Below are 19,652 nucleotides of genomic sequence, written 5' to 3' on the forward strand. Positions count from 1 at the left end.
GCGCAAGCGTCATGCCCACCAACATTTTGATGCCCGCGTTGTCGCCGACGATGGAGAAGGGCAATCTCGCCAAGTGGCTGAAGAAGGAAGGCGACACGGTCAAGTCCGGCGACATCCTCGCCGAGATCGAGACCGACAAGGCGACGATGGAATACGAGGCGGTGGACGAGGGCACGCTCGCCAGGATTGTCGTTCCCGAAGGGACTCAGGATGTTGCCGTTAATGCCGTGATCGCCGTTCTTGCCGGCGAGGGCGAGGACGTGAAGGCGGCGGCTTCCAGCGCCGCCAAGGCGCCGGCGCCTGCCGCCGCGCCGAAAGCGGAAGTCAAAACTGAACCGCAGCCGGTGATGAAATCGGAGCCGCCGAAAGCTGCTGCGCCGGTGCAAACACCGGCGGCTGCGAAAGCGCCCGATGCAGCGCTAAAGCCCGGCGGCCGCGTCTTCGCCTCGCCGCTGGCGAAGCGGCTGGCCAAGGAGGCCGGTATCGACCTCTCGCGCGTCGCGGGCTCCGGCCCGCACGGCCGCGTCATCGCTCGCGACATCGACGCGGCGAAATCCGGCAAAGGCCTGCGCGCGCTGGGCGCCGCCCCTACGGCCGCTGCCGGCGCGCCGACCATCGCTCCGGCGATGTCGGACCAGCAGATCCTGTCGCTGTACGAAGAAGGCTCCTACGAGCTCATCCCGCACGACTCGATGCGGCGCACGATCGCGCAGCGGCTCACCGCCGCGACGCAGTCGATGCCGACCTTCTATCTCACGGTCGACTGCGACATCGACAAGCTCACCGCCGCGCGCGAAGAGATCAACGCCACCGCGCCGAAGGACAAGGACGGTAAGCCCGCCTACAAGCTTTCGGTCAACGACTTCGTCATCAAGGCGCTGGCGCTGGCGCTGCAGCGCGTGCCGGAGGCCAACGTGTCGTGGACGGAAGCGGCGATGCTGCGCCACAAGCATTCCGACATCGGCGTCGCTGTGGCGCTGCCGTTCGGGCTGATCACGCCGATCATCCGCCAGGCGGAGACGAAGTCGCTCTCGGCCATCTCCAACGAGATGCGCGACCTCTCGACGCGCGCCAAGGGCAAGAAGCTCAAGCCGCACGAATACCAGGGCGGCACCACCTCGGTGTCGAACCTCGGCATGTACGGCATCAAGGACTTCACCGCGGTGATCAATCCGCCGCAGTCGACCATCCTGGCGGTCGGCGTAGGCGAGGAGCGCGCGGTGGTGCGGGGCGGCAAGCTCAAGATCGCCACAATCATGAGCGTGACGCTGTCCTGCGATCACCGCGCCATCGACGGCGCGCTCGGCGCGCAGCTCATCACCGCCTTCAAGACGCTGATCGAAAATCCGGTGATGATGATCGTGTAGTTGTCGTCGCCGGGCTTGTCCCGGCGACCTCGCTTGGGCGGGCACGGCCGTGCCATTCTAAGCGGGATGGCCGGGACAAGCCCGGCCATGACAGGCAGAGCGGCCGGCTATTTCCTGCGAGTTCTCATGGCAGACACTTCCTTCGACGTCATCATCATCGGCTCGGGTCCCGGCGGCTACGTCACCGCCATCCGCGCGGCCCAGCTCGGCTTCAAGACGGCGATCGTCGAGCGCGATTATCTCGGCGGCATCTGCCTCAATTGGGGCTGCATCCCGACCAAGGCGCTCTTACGCTCGGCCGAGATCTATCACTACATGCAGCACGCCAAGGATTACGGGCTGAAGGCCGACAATGTCGGCTACGATGCGGCCGAAATCGTCAAGCGCTCGCGCGGCGTGTCGAAGCGGCTGAATGACGGCGTCGGCTTCCTGATGAAGAAGAACAAGGTCTCGGTGATCTGGGGCGAAGCGGCGATCGACGCGCCCGGCAAGGTCACCGTGAAGGCCTCGAAGACCGAGGCGCCGAAGGGCGCGCTCGGTGCCGCGCAATATCGGGCCAAGCACATCATCATCGCCACGGGCGCACGGCCGCGCGTGCTGCCGGGCCTCGAGCCTGACAAGAAGCTGGTCTGGACCTATTTCGAAGCGATGGTGCCGCCGGCGATTCCGAAGTCGCTGCTCGTCATCGGCTCCGGCGCCATCGGCATCGAGTTCGCGTCGTTCTATCGCACGTTTGGAACCGACGTGACCGTCGTCGAGGTGCTGCCGCAGATCCTGCCCGTCGAGGACCACGAGATCCAGGCCTTCGCGCGCAAGAGCTTCGAGAAGCAGGGCATTAAAATCCTCACGAACGCCAAGGTCAGCAAACTCGACAAGAAGGCCGACAGCGTCACCGCCACCATCGAGGCGGACGGCAAATCCCAGCAGATCACGGTCGAGCGCGTCATCTCCGCCGTCGGCGTCGTCGGCAACATCGAGAACCTCGGCCTCGAGAAGCTCGGCGTGAAGACCGAGCGCAGCATCGTCAAGGTCGACGAGCTGAGCCGCACCAGCGTGCCCGGCATCTACGCCATCGGCGACGTCGCCGGCCCTCCGATGCTCGCGCACAAGGCCGAGCACGAGGGCGTCGTCTGCATCGAGGCGATCAAGGGCCTCAATCCGCACCCGATGAACAAATTGATGATCCCCGGCTGCACCTATTGCTCGCCGCAGGTCGCCTCCGTCGGGCTGACCGAGCAGGCGTGCAAGGACAAGAAGCTCGACGTCCGCGTCGGCCGCTTCCCCTTTGTCGGCAACGGCAAGGCCATCGCGCTCGGCGAGGATCAGGGTCTGGTCAAGGTCATCTTCGACAAGAAGACCGGGCAGCTCCTCGGCGCGCACATGGTCGGGGCCGAGGTAACCGAACTGATCCAGGGCTATGTCGTCGCCATGAACCTGGAGACCACGGAAGAAGAGCTGATGCACACGGTCTTCCCGCATCCGACGCTGTCGGAGATGATGAAGGAAGCGGTGCTCGACGCGTATGGACGTGTCCTGAACATGTAACGGTCGCAAGCCACCGGGGGAGACGTGATGGCCAAGTTCGACAGCATTCTCGGCACCATCGGCCGGACGCCGGTCGTGCGCATCAACAAGCTCGCGCCGAAGGGCGTCAACCTCTTCGTCAAGATCGAGGCCTTCAATCCGCTCGGCTCGGTCAAGGACCGCCTCGCGCTCGGCGTCATCGAGGCGGCTGAAAAATCCGGCGAATTGAAGCCCGGCATGACCGTCGTCGAGGCGACGTCCGGCAACACCGGCATCGGGCTGGCCATGGTCTGCGCCGCGAAGGGCTATCCGCTCGTCATCACCATGGCCGAGAGTTTCTCGGTCGAGCGGCGCAAGTTGATGCGCTTCCTCGGCGCCAAGGTGATCCTGACGCCGGCGGCCGAGCGCGCCTTCGGCATGGTCAACAAGGCGCAGGAGTTGGCCAAAAAGAACGGCTGGTTCATGACGCGCCAGTTCGAGAACGAGGCCAACCCGGACATGCACGAGCGCACGACCGGACGCGAGATCGTCGACGACTTCAAGGGCGAGCGGCTCGACTATTGGGTGACCGGCTTCGGCACCGGCGGCACGTTGACCGGCGTTGCCCGGGTCCTGCGCAAGGAGCGGCCCGAGACCAAGATTGTCGTGTGCGAGCCGTCCGATGCGCCGATGCTGGCGTCCGGCGAGAAGCAGGAGCGCAACGCCGACGGCACGCCGACGAAACCGCATCCGGCCTTCAGGCCGCATCCGATGCAGGGCTGGTCGCCCGACTTCATCCCGCGCATTACCAGCGAAGCGGTCGACAAGAAGGGCTTCGACCGGCTCATGACCATCGCCGGCCCCGATGCGATGAAATACGCCAAGGCGCTGGCGCAGAAGGAAGGCATCTTCGTCGGCATCACCGCCGGCGCGACCTTCGCCGGCGCGCTCAAGGTGGCGGAAGAGGCCGGTTCCGGTGCGACCATCCTCTGCATGCTGCCGGACACCGGCGAGCGCTATCTGTCGACGCCGCTGTTCGGCGACATTGGCGCCGACATGAGCGAGGAAGAGCTTTCAATCTCCAATTCGACGCCGGGCAACCGCCTGCCGTCGAAGACCGCGTAGCGGTAGCTTTCACGGGGCGGGAGGCCGCGCATGAGTATCTTCTATTGGATCATCATTGGCCTGGTCGCCGGCTGGCTGGCGACGCAAATCCTCGGCGGCCGGGGCGGGCTCCTTTACAACTTGGCGGTCGGCCTCGTCGGAGCAATCGTCGGCGGCTTCCTGTTCGAGAAGCTCAATCTGCACGTCATGCCTGATTTCTGGGGCAATCTGATCACCGCCACCATCGGCGCCATCGTGTTCTTGCTGATCTGGCGGGCGATCCGACGGGCCTGATGCGCGCGCGCCGCCGGACAGCCGACCTTGCAGCCCCCCTTTGGCAGCCGTAAGTAGGGGCATGGCCGTCGTCCTCGACCTCATCAACAATCCGCGCCCGCGCCATCCGGAAAAGGCGCACAGGCCGGATTCCGCGGAGCAGCCGCAGAAGCCCTCCTGGATCCGCGTCAAGGCGCCGGTGTCGAAGGGCTATGCCGAGACGCAGGCGCTGATGCGCGCCAACAACCTGCACACCGTGTGCGAGGAAGCTGGCTGCCCGAACATCGGCGAGTGCTGGGAGAAGAAGCACGCCACCTTCATGATCCTGGGCGACACCTGCACGCGCGCCTGTGCCTTCTGCAACGTGAAGACCGGTCTGCCCAACGCGCTCGATGCCAACGAGCCGGAGCATGTCGGGCAGGCGACCGCCAAGCTCGGCCTGTCGCACATCGTCGTCACCTCGGTCGACCGCGACGATCTCGCCGACGGTGGCGCTGGGCATTTCGCGCAGACCATCGGTGCAATCCGGACGCACGCCCCTGACACCACGATCGAGGTGCTCACCCCCGATTTCCTGCGCAAGGACGGCGCGGTCGAGATTGTGGTCGCGGCAAAACCCGACGTGTTCAACCACAATCTCGAGACGGTGCCGTCGCTCTATCTCTCGGTGCGGCCTGGCGCGCGCTACTTCCATTCGCTGCGGCTGCTGCAGCGTGTGAAGGAGCTCGATCCGCAGATGTTCACCAAGTCCGGCATCATGGTGGGCCTGGGCGAGGAGCGGAACGAGGTGCTGCAGGTGATGGACGACCTGCGCTCGGCGAATGTCGACTTCCTCACCATCGGCCAGTACCTGCAGCCGACGCGCAAGCATCATGCGGTCGAGCGCTTCGTGCCGCCGGACGAGTTCAAGGCGCTTGAGACGATCGCCTACGCCAAGGGATTCCTGATGGTCTCCGCCTCGCCGCTGACCCGCTCGTCGCACCACGCCGGCGAGGACTTCGCGCGGCTGAAGGCCGCCCGCGCCGCGCAGCGCTAACGGAATGCCGCAATTCTCCACCCGCCGGCTCGTCCGCCACACCGCCAGCGACATGTTCGACCTTGTCGCCGACGTCGAGCGCTATCCGGAATTCGTGCCGCTGTGCGCAGGCATGCGCATGAAGAGCCGCACCGAGAAGGGCGAGGGGGTGAGCGTCATCGTCGCGGTGATGACGGTCGCCTACAAGGTCATTCACCAGAGCTTCACCAGCCGCGCCACGCTCGACCGCGACAACCTGAACATCCTCGTCGAGTATCTCGACGGCCCGTTCAGCCGCATGCAGAACCGCTGGGCCTTCCATCCGAAGTCGGACACGTCCTGCGAGGTCGAGTTCTTCATCGACTACGAGTTCAGAAGCCGCACCTTCGCCATGCTCGCCGGCGCGGTATTCGACACCGTCTTTCGCCGTATGGCGGCCGCCTTCGAGAAGCGCGCCGATGCTGTCTACGGCCGCAAGCTGGCTTAAACTGCGCAACCGGCTCCACGGGCGGCGCGTTGGTCCGGGTTTCGTCACCGTCCCGAAGGGCCCATGCCCAGAGTCTCCATCGATCAGGCGGCGTTGCGCCGGGCACTCCTGTTTCTCGCGGCGATCGGCTCCCCGCTCTGCGTCGGCGTCTGGGCGCAGTCGCCGGCTGGCGCCCTTGTCGGCGCGGTGACCGGATTATTGCTGTCCTTCGCCGATGACGACGGCCCGCTCACCGGACGGCTGACAATCCTCGCGATGGCCGCGGCGACGCTCGGCTTTGGCGGCCTCATCGGCATTTATTTGCGTGGATTTCCGTGGCCGGTCTGGGTGCTCTTCGTACTGGCGACCTTCACTACCGGACAGGTGCTCCGTCTCGGCAAGGGTCCGGCGATGGCAGGACGGAATTTCGCGATGGCGCTGGTCGTGACCAGCGGCGGGCCGGAATTCACCGTCGCGCTGCTCTGGTACCCGGTGATTGCCCTCCTGATCGTCGTCTGCGCCCGCCTGCTCGATCACCTGGTTGCCGGGCCGCTGACACAGCAGCGCGGCGGCGGCGGCGGACCGCCGGCGGGCGGCTGGACCCGGTTTGCCGTAGCCTATGCTGGGGCGGCGACCGCCAGCCTGTGGATCGGAGTGCATCTCGACCCCGAGCGGGCGCTCTGGGTGGTTGTGACCACGCTCGTGGTGATGCAGTCAGACGCACGCTTGAGCTACGTGCGCATCGTCCACCGCATCGCCGGAACCATGGTCGGCGTCGTCGCCGCCTTCGCGCTGACCAGCGTCCTGCAATCGCCCTGGATCATCGCGGCGGCGGTGCTCATCCTGGCGCCGCTCATTCCACACCATTTGCAGCATCGCTACTGGCTGCACACCGCGCTGATCGCGCTGGTGGTGCTGCTTGCCTACCACCTCGCCACATCCGACCCGCGCATTTTGCGCGGGCTGTTCACGGAACGCCTGGAAGACGTGCTGCTTGGCGCCGGACTGGCGCTGATCGGTACGGTTCTGGCATTTCCGCGGTGGGTGGTGGAGGAAGGTTGACGCCGGCTGCGTCGGCGCCGCACTTTGTGCCGGCTCGCCACAATTCATAGAGCGCGTTCAAACAGAGAAGACGCAGAGAGGGGTCGAATCGTTCCCACTCCTGCGAACAATATATTTTCGTCCGCGCGACAGAAAAAGGCGGGCTGCGACCTTATGGCCGCCACCAAAAGCAAATGAAATCGTTGGGCCGTTGAACAACCGCTTCGGCTGTTCGCAGACAGCAGACAATGGAGAACACTCGATGTGCGATTATAGCCTGCACGGGGTCGCAAACCGTCCTGCGAAGATCGGAGACAAGCTCGTCTCCACGAATTTCATCAATTCGTTCACCCGCGGCTTCACCGAAGTAAGTGAGCCGAAGGTCGCCGTCTGTCTGATGCCGGGCACCGAGCTGGCTTTCGAGCATGACGTCGAGGTGGATCACATTTTCCGTCGCCTGATGCCGCGTTTCGGCTTCGGCAAGACCGGCCAACGCGTGGCGCGCTTCCGCCAGGTCAATCTCGACCGGCCCGACACGCATCACGATGCGCTGGAATTTCCGAACGGCAAGATCGTGCTGGTGACCCGCCTGCGCGCGGGCCAACGCGCGACCGTGCTGCAGCTGCCGGCGACGGTGAAGCCGCACGTTCACGGCGAGCCGGCGCTCACGTCCCTGCAACCGCATAGCCCGGCGACGTCGACCCCGATCGCCTGAGCAGCGATTTGTTACGAACCTTGCGAACGCGCGGGCTCCGTGACCCGGAGCCCGTCGTCCCAGTGCGGATGTGCGTTCAGCTCGTGCCCGCCGGCGGATGCGGCTCTTCCTTGTCCGCCAGCTCCGTCAGCATCGCCAACGCCTGCAGCACCGACGCGCGACGCACCTGCGAGCGGCCGATGTCGCCGAACTTGCGGTCGTGCGCGATGGTGCGACCGCTGCGCGCGGCGGCGCAGAAATAGACGAGGCCGATCGGTTTTCCCGGCACCGCGCCGGTCGGCCCGGCAATGCCGGTGATCGACACCGCAAGATCGACCTGCGCGTGGGCGAGCGCGCCCTTCGCCATTTCCTCGGCGCACTCCTTGCTCACCGCGCCATAGACGTCGATTGTCGCCGGCGTCACGCCGAGCATCTCCTGCTTGGCTTCGTTGGAATAGGTCACGAAGCCACGGTCGAGCACCACCGACGAGCCGGAGATCTCGCTGATCGCCGCGGCGACCAGCCCGCCGGTGCAGGATTCGGCCGTCGTGACCGTCAGCTTCTTCGCCTTGCAGAGGTCGAGCAAAGTGACGACGGCGTTGATGATCTCCTCATCGAACATGGATCAGGCCCAGGGCAGGCGAACCGTCGCGGTGGCGTAGGCGACGATGCCTTCGCCGCGACCGGTGAAGCCGAGCTTCTCGCTGGTGGTGGCCTTCACGCCGACGCGCGAGATGTCGATGCCGGCGATGCGGGCGATCGCCGCGCGCATGGCGTCGCGATGCGGACCGATCCTCGGCGCTTCGGCGACGATGTTGAGATCGAGATGCGCGATCATGCCGCCGCGCGCCTTGACCCGCTCGACGGCGAAGGCGAGGAACTTGTCGGAGGAGGCGCCTTTCCACTGCATGTCGCTCGGCGGAAAATGCGAGCCGATGTCGCCGTCGGCCAGAGCGCCGAGGATCGCGTCGACCAGCGCGTGCAGGCCGACATCGGCGTCGGAATGGCCGGTGAGCGCATGCGTGTGCGGGATGCGCACGCCGCCGATGACGACATGGTCGCCGGGACCGAACGTGTGCACGTCGATGCCCGTTCCGGTGCGGATGTCGCCGAGCTGGGCCGCCTCGATTGCTTCGGCGCGCATGAAATCCTCCGCGTGCGTGACTTTGATGTTGGCCGGCTCGCCGTCGAACACGACGACCTGCATGCCGGCCCATTCGGCGAGCGCGGCATCGTCGGTGAAGTCGTCGCGGCCTTCGCGCTGCGCACGGCGATGCGCCTCGAGCAGCGGTGCGAAGCGGAACGCCTGTGGCGTCTGGATGGCGCGCAGGCGGGAGCGGTCGAGCGTCTCGCCGACGCGGCCGTGGCCGTCCACCGCCTTGATCGTGTCGGTGACCGGCATGCCGGGGATGGCGGCGCCGGTGGCGCCGGCGGCCTCGATGGCACGGACAACAAGCGCCGCGCTGGCGAAAGGACGTGCGGCGTCGTGGACCAGCACGATTTCAGGTGCCCGCGAGGCCAGCGCCTCGAGACCCGCGCGCACCGAGTCCTGGCGCGTGGCACCGCCTGCGACCGGCGGCAGCAGCGGCAGGCCGGCCACGGCCTCGTCGAATAGCGTCCGATCCTCCATCCGGATGACCGGCTGCACAGCCCCAATCAGGCCGCAATCGAGGAACAACGACAGCGTCCGACGCAGCATGGTCTGGCCGCCGATGGCGCGAAATTGCTTCGGCCGGTCGCCCCCGGCGCGCAGACCCTGTCCCGCGGCCACGACTACGGCTGCAACATCGGCCATCTTGTCCATGCTCCCTGCAATGAACCTTGCCTTTAGCGCGTTCCCGCGCCTGCGTGGAAGCGTCCGGACGAGCCCCGGCCCGGATGCATGCGAGGCATGAACAAGAATATTGCAGTGCAGCACTTGCACCCCGCCACCGTTTGGCTATTCTGTGTGCATCAAAGAGGTTCGCCTAAATGCTAGGCAGCGTTGAAATCCTGCCGGTTACACCCGGCCAGACTGCGGCTCCGCTCCAGATCGGCGCGGTTACCGCGCCGAATCCGGTGGTGCTGGCGCCTATGTCGGGAATCACCGATGCGCCATTCCGCCGGCTGGCCGAACGGATGGGCGCGGGACTGGTGGTCTCCGAGATGACCGCCTGCGCCGGCCTGGTGCGCGGCGAGCGTGAGGCCGCGGTGCGTAGCGACGGCGCCGGCATCGGAATTCACGTCGTCCAACTTGCCGGCTGCGAGGCGCAGTGGATGGCAGAAGGCGCGCGCATCGCCGAAGGGCAGGGCGCACAGGTCATCGACATCAACATGGGCTGCCCGTCGAAGCAGGTCACCAACGGCGCTTCCGGCTCGGCGCTGATGCGCGATCTCGATCACGCCCTCGGCCTGATCGAAGCGACCGTCGGCGCCGTCCGCGTGCCGGTGACGCTGAAGATGCGACTCGGCTGGGACACCGCGTCGATCAACGCGCCGGACCTGGCGCGCCGCGCCGAAGCCGCCGGCATCACCATGATCACCGTGCACGGCCGCACGCGCTGTCAATTCTACACCGGCAGCGCCGACTGGAGTGCGGTGCGCGCGGTCAAGCGCGCCGTCGGCGTGCCCGTCATCGTCAACGGCGACATCAAAACCTTCGACGATGCGCTCGCCGCCCTCGACGCCTCCGGCGCCAACGCCGTCATGGTCGGGCGCGGCGCACAGGGCCGTCCGTGGTTTGCCGGCCAGGTCGCGCGCTTCCTCAAGACCGGCGTGCGCGAGGACGCGCCGCCGCTCGCCGAGCAGCATGCCATCACCGCCGCGCTTTACGACGAGATGATCGCGCATCACGGTGTGCGCATCGGCCGCCGCCATGCGCGCAAGCATCTCGGCTGGGCGCTCGATTGCGCCGCCGCCACGGCGGGCGCTTCGGCCGAGACGCTGAAAGCGCATCGCGCGCGCGTACTCACCGCCGAAGAGCCGTGCGAGGCGCAGCGCCTGCTCGCCGAAGCCTACGACGATTTCGCGCAGAGGATCGCCGCATGAGCCGTAGCCGCGCTCAAGTCATGCCCCAGACGGCGCAGACGCCCGCCGACGCGATGTTGCACGCGCTGCCGCATCCGGTGCTGATGGTGTCGCCGGACGGCCGCATCGCCGACGCCAACGTCGCCGCCGAGCAGTTCTTCGAAGCCTCGATCCCCATGCTGCGCCGCTATATGCTGCGCGATCTGGTGCCGTTCGGCTCGCCGCTCCTGCCGCTGATCGAACAGGTGCGCCGCAGCGGCGCCGCGGTGAACGAGTACAAGGTCGATCTCGCGACGCCGCGCAATCCCGGCGAACGGCTGGTCGATCTGCATGTCGCGTCGCTGCCGGAATTCGACGGCCATGTCGTCGTGATGCTGCAGGAGCGCACAATCGCCGACAAGATGGACCGGCAATTGACACATCGCGGCGCCGCGCGCTCGGTGATTGCGCTTGCCGCCATGCTGGCACACGAGATCAAGAATCCGCTCTCGGGCATTCGCGGCGCGGCGCAACTGCTCGAGCAGTCCGCCGGCGACGACGACCGTTCGCTGACGCGGCTCATCTGCGACGAGACCGACCGCATCGTGAAGCTGGTCGACCGCATGGAAGTGTTCGCCGACGAGCGGCCGGTCTCGCGCGAAGCGGTCAACATCCACGTCGTGCTCGATCACGTGAAGCGGCTGGCGCAGACGGGCTTCGCGCGTCACATCAAATTCGTCGAAGAGTACGATCCTTCGCTGCCGCCGGTGCTCGCCAACCGCGATCAATTGGTGCAGGTGCTGCTCAATCTGGTGAAGAATGCGGCCGAATCGATCGGCGACGGCGCCGTCGAGGGCGAGATCCAGCTTACCACCGGATTCCGTCCCGGCGTGCGACTGTCCATTCCCGGCAGCAAAACGCGCGTGTCGCTGCCGCTCGAGATTTGCGTCAAGGATAACGGCCCCGGCGTGCCCGAGGACCTGATGCCGCATCTGTTCGACCCGTTCGTCACCACCAAGCGCAGCGGCAGCGGGCTGGGGCTGGCGCTGGTGGCCAAAATCGTCGGCGACCACGGCGGCATCATCGAATGTGAGTCGCAGCCGCGCCGTACGATTTTTCGCGTGTTGATGCCGATTTACAGCGGTGAGGGCTACGTCGTCGACGACGCTCCGCCGGAGCAGGGCCCGTGAGGGTTTAGAGAGAGCAATGCCGACCGGAAGCATATTGGTTGCCGACGACGATGCAGCAATCCGCACCGTCCTCAATCAGGCCTTGTCGCGTGCGGGCTATGAAGTCCGCTCGACCGGCAATGCCGCCACCTTGTGGCGCTGGGTGACGCAGGGCGACGGCGATCTCATCATCACAGACGTGGTGATGCCTGACGAGAACGCCTTCGATCTCATCCCACGCATCCGCAAGACACGGCCCGACCTGCCGATCATCGTCATGAGTGCGCAGAATACGTTCATGACCGCGATCCGCGCCTCCGAGCGCGGCGCCTACGAGTATCTGCCGAAGCCGTTCGACCTGAAGGAGCTGATCGGGATCGTCGGCCGCGCACTGTCGGAGCCGAAGGAGCGCTCGACCGCGGCGCCAAAGACCGAGGAGTTCGACCCGTCGATCCCGCTGGTCGGCCGCTCGCCGGCAATGCAGGAAATTTACCGCGTGCTGGCGCGCTTGATGCAGACCGACCTCACGGTGATGATCTCCGGCGAGTCCGGCACCGGCAAGGAGCTGGTCGCGCGCGCGCTGCACGATTTCGGCAAGCGCCGCGCCGGGACCTTCGTCGCCATCAACATGGCGGCGATCCCGCGCGACCTCATCGAATCGGAATTGTTCGGCCACGAGAAGGGCGCCTTCACAGGCGCCAACACGCGCAGCGCCGGCCGCTTCGAACAGGCGGAAGGCGGCACGCTGTTCCTCGACGAGATCGGCGACATGCCGATGGAGGCGCAGACGCGGCTCTTACGCGTGCTGCAGCAGGGCGAATACACGACCGTCGGCGGTCGCACGCCGATCAAGAGCGACGTGCGCATCGTCGCGGCGACCAATAAAGATCTGCGCTTGCTGATCCAGCAGGGTCTGTTCCGCGAAGACCTGTTCTTCCGCCTCAACGTCGTGCCGCTGCGTCTGCCACCGTTGCGCGAGCGCACCGAGGACATTGCGGACCTCATCCGCCACTTCTTCGCACAGGCGGAGCGGGAGGGGCTGCCGCCGAAGCAGATTGACCAGGCGGCGCTCGAGCGGCTGAAGCGCCATCGCTGGCCGGGCAACGTGCGCGAGCTGGAAAACCTCGCCCGGCGGCTGGCCGCGCTGTACCCGCAGGAGACCATTACTGCCGCGGTCATCGAGACCGAACTGGCGCAGCCGGCGGTGCCGCTCGGCGGCTCGGAGGAGGGCCGCGCGGACGAATCCTTAAGCGCCGCCGTCGAGCGGCACCTCGCCGCCTATTTCGGCGGTTTCGACGAAGGCCTGCCGCCGGCGGGCCTCTACCACCGCATCCTGCGCGAGATCGAGCATCCGCTGTTGACGGCCGCGCTGGCCGCAACCCGCGGCAACCAGATCCGGGCGGCCGACCTGCTCGGGGTCAACCGCAATACCCTGCGCAAGAAGATCAGGGACCTGGACATTCAGGTGTACCGCGGCGGCAGCTGAGGTGGCGCGTTAACCGCCGCTCCCGGTTTCGCGCCGTGCTTTAGTCGCAATTCGGCAACAATGTTGTATAAAAGCATCACCGGTCGGGGGATTCTCCCTCCGGCCGCTGTTGTTTTGCGCACGCCGCCCGGGGGTCAATGAGCTCCGATCAAGCTGCCGCCAACGATCCCATCTTGAGCGCGGCGTCCACCCGCCGCGGCGAGACGCGCGTGCTTGGCCCGCTGGCGGTGGGACTGGCGCTGCTCTCGGCCTTCGTCACATTCATTGTCCTCGCCGACCTCACGCCAATCCTCCCCACGCACAACGTGGTCGTCACGCTGCTGCTGACCAACGCCGTCACCGTCATCCTGCTGCTCGCCGTCATCATCCGCGAGGTCTGGCAGGTGGTACAGGCGCGGCGGAGCGGGCGGGCGGCGGCGCGGCTGCATGTACGCATCGTCGGCCTGTTCTCGATCATCGCGGCGGCGCCCGCCATCCTGGTGGCAATCGTGGCCAGCGTCACGCTCGACCGCGGCCTCGACCGCCTGTTCTCGACGCGTACGCGCGCGGCAATCGATAATTCGCTCATCGTCGCCGAGGCCTATCTCCACGACCACGCGCAGATCGTCCGCTCCGACATCATGGTGATGGCGTTCGATCTCACACGCACCAAGCCGCTGTTCGATACCGAACCGGCCAAGCTGCCGCAGTTCCTCGACTTCCAGGCCGCGGTGCGCGGCCTCTCGGCGGTCATGATCCTCGACAAGAACCTGAAGGTTGTGGCCCGCGCCGACACCAAGGTCACCCAGACCTTCGCGCTCCCGCCGAAGGAGGCGCTGCCGCACATCGGCGACAAGGAGCCGCAGGTCGTGCTCCTGCCCGACACCAACTACGTCGCCGCGGTGATCAAGCTCGACAAGTATTCGGACGAGTGGCTCTACGTGACGCGTCTGCTCGACCCGCGCGTCGTACCTCAACTGCAGGCGACGCGCGAGAGCGTGACCGAATACGCCGCGCTGGAAGCGCGCCGCGTCGGCGTGCAGGTCGCCTTCGCGCTGATGTACACGGTCATCGCCCTGATCGTGCTTCTGTCCGCGGTATGGATCGGCCTCAACTTCGCAAACAGGCTGGTGGCGCCGATCCGTCGGCTGATCGGCGCGGCCAACGCCGTTTCGACCGGCAATCTCTACGTGCGCGTGCCGGTGCGGCAGTCGGAGGGCGACCTCGCGCATCTCGGCGAGACCTTCAACCGCATGACGCACGAACTGCGCACGCAGCGCGACGACATCATGCGCGCGCACGACGTCATCGACAGCCGGCGCCGCTTCACCGAGGCGGTGCTCGCCGGCGCCTCGGCCGGTGTGATCGGTGTCGACGGGCGCGGCTGCGTCAGCATCCTCAACCGCTCGGCGGAGAAGCTCATCGGCCGCAGCGAGGCCGAGGCACTCGGCAATCCTCTCGCCGAAGTTTTCCCCGAGCTCGCCGATATCATGGCGGCGGCGCAGGTCGGTGCCCGCACGCAGGACCAGGTGACGATCACGCGCAACGGCCGCGAGCGCAATCTGTCGGTGCGCGTGACCAGCGAACAGTCGGCCGAATCCGAGCACGGCTACGTGGTCACGCTTGACGACGTCACCGAACTGGTGGCCGCGCAGCGCACTTCGGCCTGGGCGGATGTCGCCCGCCGCATCGCCCACGAGATCAAGAATCCGCTGACGCCGATCCAGCTTTCGGCCGAGCGGCTGCGCCGCAAATACGGCAAGATGATCGTCGAGGACCGCGGCGTGTTCGAGCAGTGCACCGACACGATCGTCCGCCAGGTCGACGACATCCGCCGGATGGTCGACGAGTTCTCACGCTTTGCGCGCATGCCGAAGCCCGTGATCACCGCCGAGAACGTCGCCGACGTCGTACGCGAGGCGGTGTTCCTGATGCGCGTCGGGCACGCCGACATCGACATGGAAGTCGGGATCGCCGAAGACCCGATGCCGGCGCAGTTCGACCGCCGCCTGCTCTCGCAGGCGCTGACGAATCTGATCAAGAATGCCGCCGAGGCGATCGCCGCCGTGCCGCCGGCCGAACTCGGCCGCGGCTCGATCAAGGTTTCCGCCGTACGCGAGGGCGAGACCATCGCCATCGACATCGTCGACAACGGCGTCGGCCTGCCCAAGGAAAACCGCAGCCGTCTGCTCGAACCCTACGTCACCACCCGCGAGAAGGGGACCGGTCTCGGCCTCGCCATCGTCGGACGCATTTTCGAGGAACACGGCGGCGGCATCGAGCTACACGACGCCGCCGAGAAGATCCCCGGCCAGCGCGGCGCCTGGATGCGCGTCTACTTCCTCGCCGCCGGCAAGAGCGGCGCGGCTGAGGCCGGGCCGTCCGACAAACAGAAGACCGTGAACGAGTGATCGCATGTCCTCTGAAATCCTGATCGTCGACGACGAAGCCGATATCCGCGATCTGGTTGCGGGAATCCTCGAGGACGAGGGCTATACGACGCGGACGGCGCGCAACAGCGACGACGCGCTCGCCGCCGTCGCCACGCGCCGGCCGAACCTCGTCTTCCTCGACATCTGGCTGCAGGGCTCCAGGCTCGACGGCCTGCAACTGCTCGACGCCATGAAGCACGAGCACCCCGAGTTGCCGGTCGTGATGATCTCCGGCCACGGTAACGTCGAGACGGCCGTCGCGGCGATCAAGCAGGGCGCCTACGACTTCATCGAGAAGCCGTTCAAGGCCGACCGGCTCGTGCTGGTTGCCGACCGCGCGCTCGAAACCTCGCGGCTCAAGCGTGAGGTGAAGCAGTTGAAGCAGCTCGCGCCCTTGCCGCCCTCGCTCGTCGGCCGCTCGGCGGCGATGTCCCAGCTGCGCCAGGCGCTCGAGCGCGTGGCACCGACCAATAGCCGTGTCCTCGTCGTCGGCCCCTCCGGCGCCGGCAAGGAGCTCGCCGCGCGCACCATCCACCAGATGTCGGCGCGGGCCAGCGGGCCGTTTATCGTCATCAATGCTGCTGCGATCACGCCGGAGCGCATGGAGACCGAGCTGTTCGGCATCGACCACTCGAATGGCTCCGAACAACGCAAGCCCGGCGCGCTGGAAGAGGCGCACGGCGGCAGCTTGTTCATCGACGACATCGCCGATTTACCGCGCGAGACGCAGAACAAGATCCTGCGCGTCCTGGTCGACCAGACCTTCCAGCGCGTCGGCGGCACGGCGAAGATTTCCGTCGATGTGCGCATCGTCTCCTCGACCGCGCGCAATCTCGAGGCGCTGATCGCGGAAGGCCGCTTCCGCGAGGATCTCTATCACCGCCTGTCGGTCGTACCGATCCGCGTGCCGGCGCTGGCCGAGCGGCGCGAGGACATTCCCGAACTGGTCGACTATTTCATGGACCAGATATCGCAGGCGACCGGCCTGCCGAAGCGGCGCATCGGCGAGGACGCGATGGCCGTGCTGCAGTCGCATAACTGGCCCGGCAATGTGCGCCAGCTGCGCAACAACATCGAACGGTTGCTGATCCTCGCCGGCGGCGACCCGGAAGCGGTGCTGGACGCCTCGATGCTGCCGCCCGACGTCGGCTCGATGGTGCCGTCAATGCCGAACGGCAATGGCGGCGAGCAGCTGATGGGCCTGCCACTGCGGGACGCCCGCGAGGTGTTCGAGCGCGAATATCTCGTCGCGCAGATTTCCCGCTTCGGCGGCAACATCTCGCGCACCGCGGAATTCGTCGGTATGGAGCGCTCGGCGCTGCACCGCAAGCTCAAGGCGCTGGGAATCGGGTAAGGCGCCGGCCATGTCACGCATTGCCTATGTGAACGGCCGCTATTTGCCGCACGGTGAGGCCGCCGTGTCGATCGAGGATCGCGGCTACCAATTCGCCGACGGCGTCTACGAAGTCTGCGAGGTGAGGGAGGGCAAGCTCGTCGACGAGCCGCGCCACATGGCGCGCCTCGACCGCTCCCTCAAAGAATTGCGCATGGCGCGGCCGATGTCGGCGAGGGCGCTGGCGCGCGTGCTGCGCGAGACCGTGCGGCGCAACCGCGTGCGTGACGGCATCGTCTATCTGCAAGTGACGCGCGGCGTCGCGCCGCGGGACTTTCCGTTTCCGGCGAGCGGCACGCGCCCGAGCCTGGTCGTCACCGCGCGCAGCCATGACCGCGCGCGGCTGGAGAAGCAGGCCGAAGGCGGCATCGCCGTCGTCACCGTGCCGGACATCCGCTGGCAGCGCGTCGACATCAAATCGGTTGCGCTGCTGCCGAACGTGCTCGCCAAGCAGGCGGCGCGCGACCAGGGCGCGCGCGAGGCCTGGATGGTCGACCCCGAGGGGCGGGTCACCGAAGGTGCCTCGTCGAATGCCTGGATCGTCACGCGCGACGGCGTGCTGATCACGCGCCCGCTCGACACCGGCATTCTGCCCGGCATCACGCGCTCCGTCGTCATCGACGAGCTCAAGGCGAAGGGGTTGAAGGTCGAGGAGCGGCCCTTCACCGTCGAGGAAGCCTATGCCGCGCGCGAGGCCTTCGTCACATCCGCCAGCCAGATCGTCATGCCGGTTGTCAGCATCGACGGACGTCCGGTTGGCGGCGGCAAACCGGGACCTGTTACCGCCAGTCTTCGCGGTGCCTATCACCAGCACGCCGACATCCGCTGAGAAACGCTCGCGGCGCGCGAATGGCTGCGGCAAAACGCGTACAGGGAGCGTAAAATACTATAAAAATCATTATGTTAGCTACCCTGCATCCAACTAGCGCTTGCACCGCGGCCGTCCGTGATTTCTAATGGCTCTTTCCGGGCGGGCCGCTCTGGTTGTGGGACTGGGCGGCACGTGCTGACATGTCCGCATGCAATGCGGGCCTGCCCGCATGACAAGAAGAACCGGCAACAGTCTCGTGCGAAGACACGGGCATAAAACGGAACACGGCCATGGCAGCCGAACGTGCGCAAAATCTGCAAGACACCTTCCTCAATCACGTCCGCAAGGCGAAGATCCCGCTCACCATCTTCCTGGTGAACGGAGTGAAGCTGCAGGGCGTTGTAACTTGGTTCGATAATTTCTGCGTGCTGCTGCGGCGGGATGGGCATTCCCAACTTGTCTACAAGCACGCGATTTCGACCATCATGCCCGGCCACCCGATCCAGCTGTTCGAAGGCGGGGAAGAGGCCGGCGGAGACAAGGTCTGATTGGAACCTCGCCGTCGTGACCAGAGCGCTGATCGTCTGACCCCGACAAGGGCGGAGACCGGGCGCGCCATCGTCATCGAGCCCTGGCTGAAGCAATCCGCATCGCGTGCGGCGAGCGCGCGCGAGGCGGATATGCGCACGCCGCAAGCGCGGCTCGAGGAGGCGGTCGGGCTTGCGCGCGCCATCGACCTCAACGTGGTGGAGCAGGGCCTCGTCACGCTGGGAGAGATCCGGCCGGCGACCTATATCGGCAAGGGCAAGGTCGACGAGTTCGCCGGCCTCGTGAAGAGCCTCGAAGTTTCTGTCGTGATCATGGACTGCCCGGTGTCGCCGGTGCAGCAGCGCAATCTCGAGAAGGCGTGGGGCGCCAAGGTCATAGACCGCACCGGTCTCATCCTCGAGATCTTCGGCCGGCGCGCGCGCACGCGCGAGGGCGCGCTGCAGGTCGAGCTCGCGCATCTCAATTATCAAAAGACACGCCTCGTGCGCGCCTGGACGCATCTCGAGCGCCAGCGCGGCGGCTTCGGATTCCTCGGCGGCCCCGGCGAGACGCAGATCGAGGCCGACCGGCGCGTCATCGGCGAGCGCATCGCCCGCATCGAGGAGGAACTGGAGAAGGTCAAGCGCACCCGCGCCTTGCACCGCGAGAGCCGCAAGCGCGTGCCGTATCCGATTGTGGCGCTGGTCGGCTACACCAACGCCGGCAAGTCGACGCTGTTCAACCGTATGACGCAGGCGACCGTGCTGTCGGCTGACATGCTGTTCGCCACGCTCGATCCGACCCTGCGCGCGGTCGACCTGCCGCACGGCAGTCGCGTGATCCTGTCCGATACCGTCGGTTTCATCTCCGACCTGCCGACCACGCTTGTCGCCGCCTTCCGCGCCACGCTGGAAGAGGTGATCGAGGCCGACGTCATCCTGCATGTGCGCGACATGTCGCACGAAGACGCGGCGGCGCAATCGCGCGACGTCGAGGCGGTGCTCGGCGAGCTCGGCATCGAGCCGACCGACAAGCGTCTGATCGAAGTCTGGAACAAGATCGACCGGCTCGACGCGGATGGACGCGCGCGCGCCGCCAATCTAGCCGAGCGCCAGCCGGCGGAGCGGCGGCCGGTCCTGGTGTCAGCCCTGGGCGGCGAGGGCATCGACGCGCTCACAAAGGCGATCGAGCGCCGACTGGGCGAGGGGCGGCTGACCTTGTCGCTGTCGCTCGATCCGGCCGACGGCGCGGGGCTCTCCTGGCTCTACCGGCACGCCGAGGTGCTCACCCGCGATCTCGGCGACGATGGCCGTCTGGCGGTGACGGTGCGCGCCGATGCCGCCAATGCCGACATCGTGCGGCGGAAGTACGCGGCGATCTAGGTTCTTTACCCTCCCCACAAGGGG

Annotated in this window: 18 protein-coding genes; 16 read left to right on the plus strand and 2 right to left on the minus strand. The window is 66.6% G+C overall.

What is annotated here, in order from left to right; translation table 11 throughout:
• Nucleotides 1-11 precede the first annotated feature (11 nt).
• From VGV41_RS17725 to VGV41_RS17760, 8 genes are all read left to right on the plus strand, one after another.
• Complete coding sequence (locus VGV41_RS17725; protein WP_326865291.1) at nt 12-1,367, plus strand: pyruvate dehydrogenase complex dihydrolipoamide acetyltransferase; 1,356 nt, start codon at nt 12-14, stop codon at nt 1,365-1,367.
• A gap of 126 nt (nt 1,368-1,493) precedes the next feature.
• A complete protein-coding gene (gene lpdA / locus VGV41_RS17730; RefSeq protein ID WP_326865293.1) occupies nt 1,494-2,912 on the plus strand; it encodes a dihydrolipoyl dehydrogenase in 1,419 nt (472 codons plus the stop codon).
• Between the two features lie 27 nt (nt 2,913-2,939).
• A complete protein-coding gene (gene cysK, locus VGV41_RS17735; protein WP_326865294.1) occupies nt 2,940-3,995 on the plus strand; it encodes a cysteine synthase A in 1,056 nt (351 codons plus the stop codon).
• Between the two features lie 30 nt (nt 3,996-4,025).
• Nucleotides 4,026-4,268: a GlsB/YeaQ/YmgE family stress response membrane protein gene (locus tag VGV41_RS17740; protein ID WP_326865296.1), complete on the plus strand. Its 243-nt coding sequence runs from the start codon at nt 4,026-4,028 to the stop codon at nt 4,266-4,268.
• Nucleotides 4,269-4,329: 61 nt separating this feature from the next.
• Nucleotides 4,330-5,283 carry a lipoyl synthase gene (gene lipA / locus VGV41_RS17745; RefSeq protein ID WP_326865297.1) on the plus strand — a complete coding sequence of 318 codons (954 nt, stop codon included), beginning with the start codon at nt 4,330-4,332 and terminating at the stop codon, nt 5,281-5,283.
• Between the two features lie 4 nt (nt 5,284-5,287).
• A complete protein-coding gene (locus VGV41_RS17750) occupies nt 5,288-5,749 on the plus strand; it encodes a type II toxin-antitoxin system RatA family toxin (protein WP_326865298.1) in 462 nt (153 codons plus the stop codon).
• Between the two features lie 63 nt (nt 5,750-5,812).
• A complete protein-coding gene (locus VGV41_RS17755) occupies nt 5,813-6,790 on the plus strand; it encodes an FUSC family protein (RefSeq protein ID WP_326865299.1) in 978 nt (325 codons plus the stop codon).
• Nucleotides 6,791-7,031: 241 nt separating this feature from the next.
• Nucleotides 7,032-7,484 carry a hypothetical protein gene (locus VGV41_RS17760; protein WP_326865300.1) on the plus strand — a complete coding sequence of 151 codons (453 nt, stop codon included), beginning with the start codon at nt 7,032-7,034 and terminating at the stop codon, nt 7,482-7,484.
• Between the two features lie 76 nt (nt 7,485-7,560).
• On the opposite strand, the gene VGV41_RS17765 is transcribed toward VGV41_RS17760, so the two are convergent.
• Together VGV41_RS17765 and VGV41_RS17770 are read right to left on the minus strand one after the other, a co-directional pair.
• Nucleotides 7,561-8,085, minus strand: a complete 525-nt coding sequence (locus tag VGV41_RS17765; protein ID WP_326865302.1) for a CinA family protein — start codon at nt 8,083-8,085, stop codon at nt 7,561-7,563.
• 3 nt (nt 8,086-8,088) lie between these two features.
• Nucleotides 8,089-9,267 (minus strand): bifunctional 2-C-methyl-D-erythritol 4-phosphate cytidylyltransferase/2-C-methyl-D-erythritol 2,4-cyclodiphosphate synthase, encoded by a 1,179-nt coding sequence (locus tag VGV41_RS17770; protein ID WP_414705147.1) that lies wholly within the window; start codon nt 9,265-9,267, stop codon nt 8,089-8,091.
• Nucleotides 9,268-9,434: 167 nt separating this feature from the next.
• Here VGV41_RS17770 and dusB point away from each other — a divergent pair, with 167 nt between their 5' ends.
• From dusB to hflX, 8 genes are all read left to right on the plus strand, one after another.
• A complete protein-coding gene (dusB, locus tag VGV41_RS17775) occupies nt 9,435-10,490 on the plus strand; it encodes a tRNA dihydrouridine synthase DusB (protein ID WP_326865305.1) in 1,056 nt (351 codons plus the stop codon).
• Nucleotides 10,487-11,638, plus strand: coding sequence for a nitrogen regulation protein NR(II) (locus tag VGV41_RS17780; protein ID WP_326865306.1), 1,152 nt, complete (start codon nt 10,487-10,489; stop codon nt 11,636-11,638). The genes dusB and VGV41_RS17780 overlap by 4 nt, the downstream gene beginning before the upstream one ends.
• Nucleotides 11,639-11,654: 16 nt before the next feature.
• The gene (ntrC, locus tag VGV41_RS17785) at nt 11,655-13,103 is read left to right on the plus strand and encodes a nitrogen regulation protein NR(I) (protein WP_326865307.1); all 1,449 of its coding nucleotides are present in this window, start codon (nt 11,655-11,657) and stop codon (nt 13,101-13,103) included.
• Between the two features lie 137 nt (nt 13,104-13,240).
• Nucleotides 13,241-15,493 carry a PAS domain-containing sensor histidine kinase gene (locus VGV41_RS17790; protein ID WP_326865309.1) on the plus strand — a complete coding sequence of 751 codons (2,253 nt, stop codon included), beginning with the start codon at nt 13,241-13,243 and terminating at the stop codon, nt 15,491-15,493.
• Nucleotides 15,494-15,497: 4 nt separating this feature from the next.
• On the plus strand, nt 15,498-16,868 hold the full coding sequence (locus VGV41_RS17795) for a sigma-54 dependent transcriptional regulator (RefSeq protein ID WP_326865310.1): 1,371 nt from the start codon (nt 15,498-15,500) through the stop codon (nt 16,866-16,868).
• Between the two features lie 10 nt (nt 16,869-16,878).
• A complete protein-coding gene (locus VGV41_RS17800; protein WP_326865312.1) occupies nt 16,879-17,736 on the plus strand; it encodes a D-amino-acid transaminase in 858 nt (285 codons plus the stop codon).
• A 272-nt stretch (nt 17,737-18,008) separates the two neighbouring features.
• A complete protein-coding gene (hfq, locus tag VGV41_RS17805; protein WP_326865313.1) occupies nt 18,009-18,266 on the plus strand; it encodes an RNA chaperone Hfq in 258 nt (85 codons plus the stop codon).
• Nucleotides 18,267-19,628, plus strand: coding sequence for a GTPase HflX (gene hflX / locus VGV41_RS17810; RefSeq protein WP_326865316.1), 1,362 nt, complete (start codon nt 18,267-18,269; stop codon nt 19,626-19,628). It abuts the gene before it with no gap.
• The last annotated feature ends 24 nt before the right edge of the window (nt 19,629-19,652 follow it).

This window comes from Pseudolabrys sp. (assembly GCF_035943735.1).
GTDB lineage: Bacteria > Pseudomonadota > Alphaproteobacteria > Rhizobiales > Xanthobacteraceae > Pseudolabrys.